The organism is Maribacter sp., assembly GCF_049667165.1.
Lineage (GTDB): Bacteria > Bacteroidota > Bacteroidia > Flavobacteriales > Flavobacteriaceae > Maribacter_A.
Genome location: NZ_JBATHS010000058.1, coordinates 1 through 8,864 on the forward strand (window position 1 = coordinate 1; position 8,864 = coordinate 8,864).

General features: G+C 42.5%; 6 protein-coding genes and 1 pseudogene. 5 read left to right on the plus strand and 2 right to left on the minus strand.

What is annotated here, in order from left to right:
• Positions 1–241: pseudogene (locus WBM98_RS03685) on the minus strand (hypothetical protein); the annotation flags it as partial.
• Between the two features lie 185 nt (positions 242–426).
• Here WBM98_RS03685 and WBM98_RS03690 point away from each other — a divergent pair.
• The gene (locus WBM98_RS03690; protein WP_424364673.1) at positions 427–2,802 is read left to right on the plus strand and encodes a TonB-dependent receptor domain-containing protein; all 2,376 of its coding nucleotides are present in this window, start codon (positions 427–429) and stop codon (positions 2,800–2,802) included.
• Between the two features lie 195 nt (positions 2,803–2,997).
• Positions 2,998–4,104: a Gfo/Idh/MocA family protein gene (locus WBM98_RS03695; RefSeq protein ID WP_424364674.1), complete on the plus strand. Its 1,107-nt coding sequence runs from the start codon at positions 2,998–3,000 to the stop codon at positions 4,102–4,104.
• Between the two features lie 10 nt (positions 4,105–4,114).
• Here WBM98_RS03695 and WBM98_RS03700 read toward each other — a convergent pair whose 3' ends face one another.
• Complete coding sequence (locus tag WBM98_RS03700; protein ID WP_424364675.1) at positions 4,115–5,065, minus strand: hypothetical protein; 951 nt, start codon at positions 5,063–5,065, stop codon at positions 4,115–4,117.
• A gap of 185 nt (positions 5,066–5,250) precedes the next feature.
• On the opposite strand from WBM98_RS03700, the gene WBM98_RS03705 reads away from it, so the two are divergent.
• From WBM98_RS03705 to WBM98_RS03715, 3 genes are all read left to right on the plus strand, one after another.
• Positions 5,251–6,786, plus strand: a complete 1,536-nt coding sequence (locus WBM98_RS03705; RefSeq protein WP_424364676.1) for an alpha-N-arabinofuranosidase — start codon at positions 5,251–5,253, stop codon at positions 6,784–6,786.
• Between the two features lie 29 nt (positions 6,787–6,815).
• On the plus strand, positions 6,816–7,751 hold the full coding sequence (locus WBM98_RS03710) for a pyridoxal-phosphate dependent enzyme (protein WP_424364677.1): 936 nt from the start codon (positions 6,816–6,818) through the stop codon (positions 7,749–7,751).
• A gap of 9 nt (positions 7,752–7,760) precedes the next feature.
• On the plus strand, positions 7,761–8,864 hold a 1,104-nt coding region (locus tag WBM98_RS03715), incomplete at its 3' end, for an ADP-ribosylglycohydrolase family protein (protein ID WP_424364678.1).

The following is an 8,864-nucleotide window of genomic DNA, read 5'->3' on the forward strand; positions in this document are numbered from 1 at the left end:
TAACCACTATGGCCGAAATGATGAAACTTATATAGTGTTTCCTATAGAACAATCGGGGTAACAATGCATAATTGATAATGAAAGCCCCTACGGCATAATTTATAAAGGAAAATATTTTGAATTCTTGGATATGGGGCTCTTCCCTGTCGAAGGTAAAGAACAAAAACAATAAGACATGCAATGAGAATTGAAAAAGGAACTCTTTGGAGGTAGCGCTTAATTTGTAGGGTAAGGTTGCCATGCTCTAAAATTAAGGATTGTAGCTAAGTAATGCTTCGAAAAACCGCCATCGACAGATTTGATACGGTAAACGTCATTCTTCAGGTCTTGTGTCGTTTACTGTACAACTGCTGTCGTTTGCGGGAAATAGATTGCCTATTACACGTAAAAATATAACTTTTGACCTAGCATTTAAAAATGAAACCCATGAGACCTTACATACTATATTTTCTTTTCTTTGGATTTCTGATCTTTAATGTATCGGACCTACTTTCCCAAACAAGCACACGGATTACCGGTAAAGTGGTTGACATCAATGAACGGCCTGTAGAGTTCGCAACTGTATTGGTAGCGGATTCGGATACCCAAAAGCCATTGAGCGGCACCACCACATTGGAAGATGGTAGTTTTGAGCTAGAGACAAATGCCTCCAATTTTTATATTGAGGTTAGTTTTATAGGTTTTGAGACCAAGACTTTTGGGCAACCAGTGGCCAAGTCCGAAACTATAGCCTTGGGTACCATAACATTGTCGGAAGATGCTGAAAAATTAGAAGAAGTAGTGGTTCGTGGAGAAATTTCCCGAACTGAATTCAAGTTGGATAAACGGGTATTCAACGTAGGTAAGGATTTGAGCACCACCGGTGCAAGTGCCTTGGACGTATTGAACAATGTACCTTCGGTGAATGTGGATATCGAAGGGCAAATAAGCCTTAGGGGCAGCCGAGGCGTCCAAATTTTGATCAATGGAAAGCCATCGGTGATTGCTAGCGAGGAGGGAAATACCTTGGGGACCATTACGGCGGATATGATCGATAGGATTGAGGTTATCACAAATCCTTCCGCAAAATACGATGCTGAGGGTACATCGGGCATTATAAACATTGTCATAAAAAAAGACCAAAGAAAAGGATTAAATGGTTCTGTTTCGGTGAATACGGGAGCACCTGATTCGCACAGTATTGGCATAAGCCTTAACCGGAGGAGTGAAAAATTCAACTTATTCAGTCAATTGGGCTATGGCATTCGGGAACTTCCTGATGATAGGATAAATCGAAATGTGGATTTGGTAAACAATACCACGGTACTGTCGACCGGTACGGAGTATAGAAACGAGACCTACTACAATTTTGTGTTGGGGACCGACTATTACATTGATGAAAACAATGTTTTGACACTTTCCGGTAATTTTGCAATGGAGTTGGAAGATCAACCTTCAACAACCAATTTCACTTCCCTTGATGCCTCCAATGAGGTTGTTTCTGAGTGGCAACGTACAGAGGTTACTGAAGCCGAGAATCCTAAACTTCAGTTTGAGTTGCAATATAAAAAGGATTTTAACGGGGATGAGGACCATACCCTTGTCTTTAGTTCATTAGGAAATTTTTTCGGCAAGGACCAATCATCAGACTTTATCAATACCACGATTAGCGGGACTGATAACGACGCAGAACAAAAGACCCGAACAGATTTTAAGGAATCGGTGTATACCTTTAAATTGGATTACACCAGGCCATTCGCTGAAAAATGGAAGTTAGAGACAGGTGTACAATATGTTATAAATGATGTGAAGAACGACTATGAGGTCAGTGATTTTCAAAATGGAAGTTTCATTGTGAATCCTGGTCTGACCAATATTTTTGATTTCGACCAAAATGTATTGGGCCTGTATGGTACTAGCTCATATGAAGGCACAAAATGGGGCATTAAAGCAGGCTTACGTTTAGAGCAGACCAATCTGAATACCTTATTGGAGAACACGAACCAGGCGAATGATCAGAACTATACCAACCTTTTTCCAAGTGTTCATTCCTCCTATAAATTCACTGACAAGATTTCGATGCAGGCAGGCTATTCAAAGCGTGTTTACCGGCCGAGATTGTGGGACCTTAATCCATTTTTCAATATCCGAAACAACTTTAGTATCCGACAAGGGAATCCCGATTTACAACCGGAGTTTACCGATTCGTATGAAATTACAAGTATCTATATTTTAGGCAAGGCATCCCTGAATTTCGGGGCTTATTATCGCTATACGTCCGATGTCATTGAACGGGTCTCGTTCTTTGCAAACAATGTGAATACCGTAAGACCCGAGAATATTGGGGAGAACAAGGTAACCGGTATTGAATTCAACGCCAAGTACTCCCCGTTTAAATGGATGACCCTAAATGCGGATTTCAATTATAGTGAGTTTAAGCGGGAAGGCATTTTTGAAAGTACGGTCTTTGATTTTGATGGAGATCAATGGTCATCTAAAGTTATGGCAAAGCTAAAACTCCCTGCTGATTTTGAATTGGAGACCACGGGCAATTATAGGTCGAGAGTAAGAACGGTGCAAGGGGTGCGCAGTGAGAACCTTTTTATGGATCTTGGGTTACGTAAAAATATTCTCAAGGGCAAGGCGGTATTGAATTTAAGCGTACGGGACCTTTTTGCTTCAAGAATCAATGAAGATGAAATTGTACAGAACGATTTCGAGGTCTATAACCGTCGACAACGGGGTCGTTTTATCGCCTTGGGATTCAGCTATGGATTTGGTAAGGGAGAAGCGATGCAGTACTCAGGTCAGCGAAGAAGGTAGAATTGTGGGTGAGCACTAGCGTAAAATAAATTGTATTCCTTAAGTTAATGTTGGTACTTGGTGGGATTTGGGTCGTTCAGGATTTCCTCCTAGAAAACAATGGACTTCAATTCATTTGGAGTCTTTTTTATTAGGTTGTAATGTGTTATTGCCTTTTGGTATTAAAACGTAATTTTAATACAAATCAAATTCACTATGGGTTCACGACGGGATTTTATCGAAAAAATGTCACTTACGGCGCTAAGTCTGCCGATATTATATGGTTCAACACCTCTTTTTGCGGCTTTCGAACAGCCTTACGACGCACCCATACTAAGGGTGGCAATAATGGGTTTAGGTAGTTACGCAACCAGGGTGGCCAAAGCGATGGTAGATTGTAAGCGGGCAAAGTTGGTCGGTGTGATCAGTGGCACCCCTTCCAAAATCACCAAATGGCAAGCGGAATATGACATTCCTGAAAAAAATTGCTACAACTATGCCAATTTTGATAGCATCAAGGACAATCCTGATATCGATGCGGTTTATATCATTACACCAAACGGACTCCATTGTGAACAGGCCATTCGTGTCGCCAAGGCCAGTAAGCATGTGATTTGTGAAAAACCCATGGCCATCAATGCTGAGGAAGGGGAGCGTATGGTGAAGGCCTGTGAAGCTGCTAATGTCAAGTTATTGGTCGGTTACCGTATGCATTTTGAACCTAAAACGGTGGAGGTCATTCGAATGCGAAAGGCCGGTGAATTTGGCCAACCGAAATTCTTTCAAGGGCAATCTGGCTTCGTGATAGGCAATCCAGATCAATGGCGCCTTAACAAAGAATTATCCGGAGGTGGGGCCATGATGGATATCGGTATCTATTCCGTTAATGGGGCCCGGTATATGTTGGGTGAGGAACCCATTTGGATCACGGCCCAGGAAACAAAAACCGATCCGGTAATGTTCAAGGAAGGTATTGATGAAACCATAACCTTTCAGATGGGTTTTCCTAGTGGGGCAGTGGCATCTTGTCTCTCGACCTATGCCATGAGGCATTTAGATCGTTTCTTTATGACAGGGGATGATGGTTGGGTAGAAATGCAACCCTCAACGGGATATGGACCTATTGAAGGGCGGACCCATAAAGGGGAACTGAGCCAACCACATATTACGCATCAAACCTTACAAATGGACGGAATGGCACAGCTTATTTTTGATGGTATTCAACCCTTGGTGCCAGTTGATGGGGAAGAGGGATTGAAAGATCTAAAGATCATCGATGCCATTTATCGGGCCGCAAAGAAAGGTGAAAAAGTAATGTTGTAATAGACTAGGGCTATTTATTTACGCTGATCATTACCGCCTCGCAACTTTTGAGGTCGGAATTCAGGATGATATTCTCAGAGGTCGTACCATCAGTGATTTCAACGGAAACGGTATTGGGCGCATATTTTCCTAGGTTATGGGCATATACGAACAAGTCGTTTTTCTTATTTGGATCCAATATGATTTCGATTGGTTTTTTATTATAGGTCAATAAGTATTTTGAGATTACGGTAAAACCGTTTAGGTATATGGAAACAATATCACCATCCTGACGACCGTGATCCCAAATGTGTATTTTTAGCTTTTCTTTGGTAAAGACCAATTCCTTCACATAGGTAATATTCCGACCATCGAATTCCATCCTTTTAGGTGTTTCAACAGGTATGGGAGATACAACTTTTTTTGGAGCTTCAACTTGCTTGGGTACTGTAGGGGTCGGTGCTGAATTCAAAAGTCTAGATCGTTCCTTTCTGGCATCCGATTCTTTATTTCGTACAGAAAAATAAGGGGTTGAAAATTTTGCGATATGGAAGCGATCATCTGGAAACATCTCAATGCCTACCACCTGATAATTATCCCCAGAGCTGATGTTCTTGGCTAAGACGATGTCCTTGGCCATTCCTGTATTTTTAAACGTACCCAGTTCCTGTACCACCATATCATCCTTGGCGAGGAAAAAGCGAATGGATTTTGTGGTGCCTATATTTTGGGTGCTCCATTCCAACTCCGCTGTGCCCGGAATGGTCCAAATCGAATGGCTATTCGGGGAGGTAATGTTGATCGAAGATTTCAAAGTGCCGAATTCTTCTGTCGGACCTAAGGTTTTTAAACCCTCTGAAGCACTTAGGGAATTAAAGGAATCGATAAAGGCGTTATGGGTCGATGATAGATCATAGCCATAGGTATGCCCCTGCATCCATTGGCATAGCATAAAAACACTAAGTATAAAAATAGCTCGCATAACAAAATCCCTGTACGATTGGCAAATTTCAAGAATCAAAGGTTATGCCAATCATTTTATTAACGAATAATCACGCCAAATGTTGGATTACTTCTTAATTCTTTATGTAATTTTATCTATGAACCCTTTACCTATGGGTTTATACGTAGTAAGGCGAGAAACACAAACCATTAAATTCGTACGAAATGAAGCTGAAGATTGCCATTCTAGCCTTTACATTGGCCCTATTTACGAATGCACAGGAAAACAGTATTGATTTCTTGCCATCGGAAGGGGAAATCATTATCAACAAACACATTTATGGCCATTTTGCAGAACATCTGGGAAGGTGCATCTATGATGGTTTTTATGTAGGCGAAAACAATACTTCCATACCAAATACCAATGGGGTAAGAAACGATATCATTGATGCCCTGAAGAAATTGGACATTCCCAACTTAAGATGGCCTGGCGGTTGTTTTGCCGATACCTATCACTGGAAGGATGGGATTGGACCGAAAGACCAACGACCATCAATGGTTAACACATGGTGGGGAGGAATTACCGAGGACAATAGTTTTGGCACCCATGATTTTTTGAACCTCTGTGAAGTTTTGGAAACTGAGCCTTATATTTCAGGTAATGTGGGTAGTGGTACGGTACAGGAATTAGCCGATTGGGTGCAATATGTAAATTTTGAAGGGGATAGTCCCATGTCGAACCTCCGTAAGCAAAACGGCCGTGAAAAACCTTGGAAGGTTAAATTTTGGGGCGTAGGCAATGAAGCTTGGGGCTGTGGGGGCAATATGCGCCCTGAGTATTATGTGGACATTTATCGAAAATATGCCACCTTTATGTCTGGTGCCGGTATTGAGGGAGGTTTGGATAAAATTGCCTCTGGCGCCAGTGATGCCGATTATAATTGGACGGAGGTCTTGATGCGCGATATTCCCCATAATTTATTACAAGGGGTTGCCTTACACCACTATTCGGTAATCGATTGGGGCAATAAAGGTTCTTCTACCGATTATAACGAAGACCAATACTTCATGACCTTACAAAGATCATGGAACATGGAGGAACTCATTCAAAAACATACCGCGATCATGGACAAGTATGATCCGGAAAAAAAAGTGGATATGATTGTCGATGAGTGGGGAGGATGGTACGATGTGATGCCCGATACGAATCCGGGATTTCTTTATCAACAAAATACCATGCGCGATGCCATGATCGCCGGCATGAACCTGAATATATTCAATAACCATGCAGATCGAGTGAAGATGGCGAATTTGGCCCAGACGGTCAATGTACTTCAGGCAGTGGTTTTGACCGAAGGAAACAAGATGATACTTACCCCTACGTATCATGTGATGGAAATGTTCAAAGTGCATCAAGATGCGGTATTGATTCCGTTGGCATTGAAAACCGACGATTATGAACACAACGGACAAAGGTTACCGGCGATTTCCGTTTCCGCTTCAAAAAGCAAGGAAGGTTTGGTGCATATCTCGTTGGTAAATATCGACCTGAAAGAACCCAAGACGATAACCATAACAATGGATGAGAACCATACTCTGGTTTCAGGGCGAATATTGAAGAGCAGTGCGATACAGGACCATAATTCATTCGAAAATCCCGAAAAAATAAAACCGGTTCCTTTCAGTGACATTACCATCAAGAAAGATATAGGGGTAATAACCATACCCGCTTTTTCTGTAGTCGTTCTTGAATTAAAATAATTTATCAATAGTTTAAATAATAAGCTGCGATGCAAAAAGAAGACCTGGTTCAATGCCATAAAAGAATAGCCCCACATATACATAGAACGCCCGTGCTTACTTCCCGACTCATCGATAGAATGGTAGGTGCAGAACTTTTTTTCAAATGTGAGAACTTCCAAAGAATGGGTGCCTATAAAATGAGGGGCGCCACCAATGCGATTTTACAACTTTCAGACGAGCAAAGAAGCAAAGGTGTCGTTACGCATTCCTCTGGTAATTTTGCGCAAGCCCTTTCCTTGGCAGCAAAAAGCCTGGGTGTTAAGGCATACATCGTTATGCCAACGGCTGCCCCACAGGTCAAGAAAAATGCGGTTTTGGAATATGGAGGGAAAATCATAGAATGTGAACCCACGTTGGAAGCAAGGAAAGCGGCCGCCCAAAAGATCGAAACGGAAAAGGGAGCCACGTTTATACACCCATCGAATAGTGTTAATGTGATTATTGGACAAGGCACGGCCTGTATGGAGCTGTTGGAAGAACACCCCGATCTTGATTTTATCATAGTTCCTGTCGGCGGCGGCGGTCTTATTGCCGGTACGGCCTTGGCAGCGCACTATTTTGGGAAGAATTGTAAGGTTATTGGGGCAGAACCCTTTGCGGTCGATGATGCCTATCGCTCGTTTCAAAGCGGGAAAATCGAGTTGAACAAAACAACGGAAACCATCGCGGACGGACTCAAAACCAATTTAGGCGACAAGAATTTTCCATTGATACGCAAGTATGTGAACAGCATCGTTCGAGTGTCCGAGGAAGAGATTATTGAAGCCATGCGGTTGATCTGGGAACGTATGAAAATCATTATTGAACCTTCCAGTGCGGTGGCATTTGCGGCCGTGTTGAGTGAAAAAGACAAGTTCAAGAAGAAAAAAGTCGGGATCATTGTTTCCGGAGGCAACGTTGACCTGAAAAATCTACCCTTTTAATCCAACAACATGATTAAACTTAGATCCTTATTTTTTGGCTTTATATCCTTATTTGCTTTCTCCTCATGTGGGGATAAACATGCGGTGGCGACTGCCGTTACTTTAAATACCCTGAAGGATACCACCTTGGTCTATTCAGCCTATACCCCCGAGTCAACCGATCGGATACTCTCACGCGCAGCATATAAAGATAAATTGTACGGCTTTTGGTTGGGACAGTGTATTGCCAATTGGACGGGATTGGTTACCGAGATGGATAAGATCGGCATCCCGACTAAAGATGGGAAAGGTGCGGGATTTTATACTAGGAAAGATTGGGGCCAACCCGATCAACCCAATATTTGGGGTTCCAATACGTATTCGGATACCTTGGACTTTCAGTTTGCGGATCAAGATAGTATTTGGGGGGCTGATGATGATACCGATATCGAATACATCTACCAAAACCTATTGTATGGCAACAAAACCAGTATTCTGACAGGCGAACAGATACGGGAAGGTTGGTTAAGGCATATTAAGAAAGAAGAAGAGAACTTTTTATGGGTGTCGAACCAAACGGCATTCGATTTAATGATTGAAGGTGTAGTACCACCTGCGACAAGTGACCCTGAAGTAAATCCGCATTATGAAATGATCGATGCGCAATTGACCACCGAAATATTTGGTTTTTTTGCCCCTACACGGCCAGACGTGGCCTTGAAAATGGCCCATTTGCCGATACAGACCGTCGCTAGGGATAATGCGGAATGGATATCGGAATTCAATGTGATCCTATATTCCCTTGCGCCTTTGGCGGAAAAGAGTAAATCAACAAAGGATAATCTATTATGGATGGCCACAGAGGCCCGTAAGCGCCTTCCGAATGATTCGTATTCGGCCAAGATGTATGATTTTGTTTTGGGACACTATCAATCGGGCGTGGTATGGGAAGCGGCTAGGGATGCCCTTCATGAAAAATATCAGGTTCGGCAGGAAGATGGGTATCTATGGGCCACGACAGAGGAGGCGTGTAATGGTTGTTTTGCTGCGGGTATCAATTTCGGGGCAAGTATTGTGAGCTTGCTATATGGCGAAGGTGATATCAAGGAGACAATTAAGATCGGTGCCTTGGCC

What these genes read in the sequence shown, in the direction of transcription:
- WBM98_RS03690 (WP_424364673.1), top strand. Translation starts at nt 427, where the DNA reads ATGAGACCTTACATACTATATTTTCTTTTCTTTGGATTTCTGATCTTT.
- WBM98_RS03695 (WP_424364674.1), top strand. Translation starts at nt 2,998, where the DNA reads ATGGGTTCACGACGGGATTTTATCGAAAAAATGTCACTTACGGCGCTA.
- WBM98_RS03700 (WP_424364675.1), bottom strand. Translation starts at nt 5,065, where the DNA reads ATGCGAGCTATTTTTATACTTAGTGTTTTTATGCTATGCCAATGGATG.
- WBM98_RS03705 (WP_424364676.1), top strand. Translation starts at nt 5,251, where the DNA reads ATGAAGCTGAAGATTGCCATTCTAGCCTTTACATTGGCCCTATTTACG.
- WBM98_RS03710 (WP_424364677.1), top strand. Translation starts at nt 6,816, where the DNA reads ATGCAAAAAGAAGACCTGGTTCAATGCCATAAAAGAATAGCCCCACAT.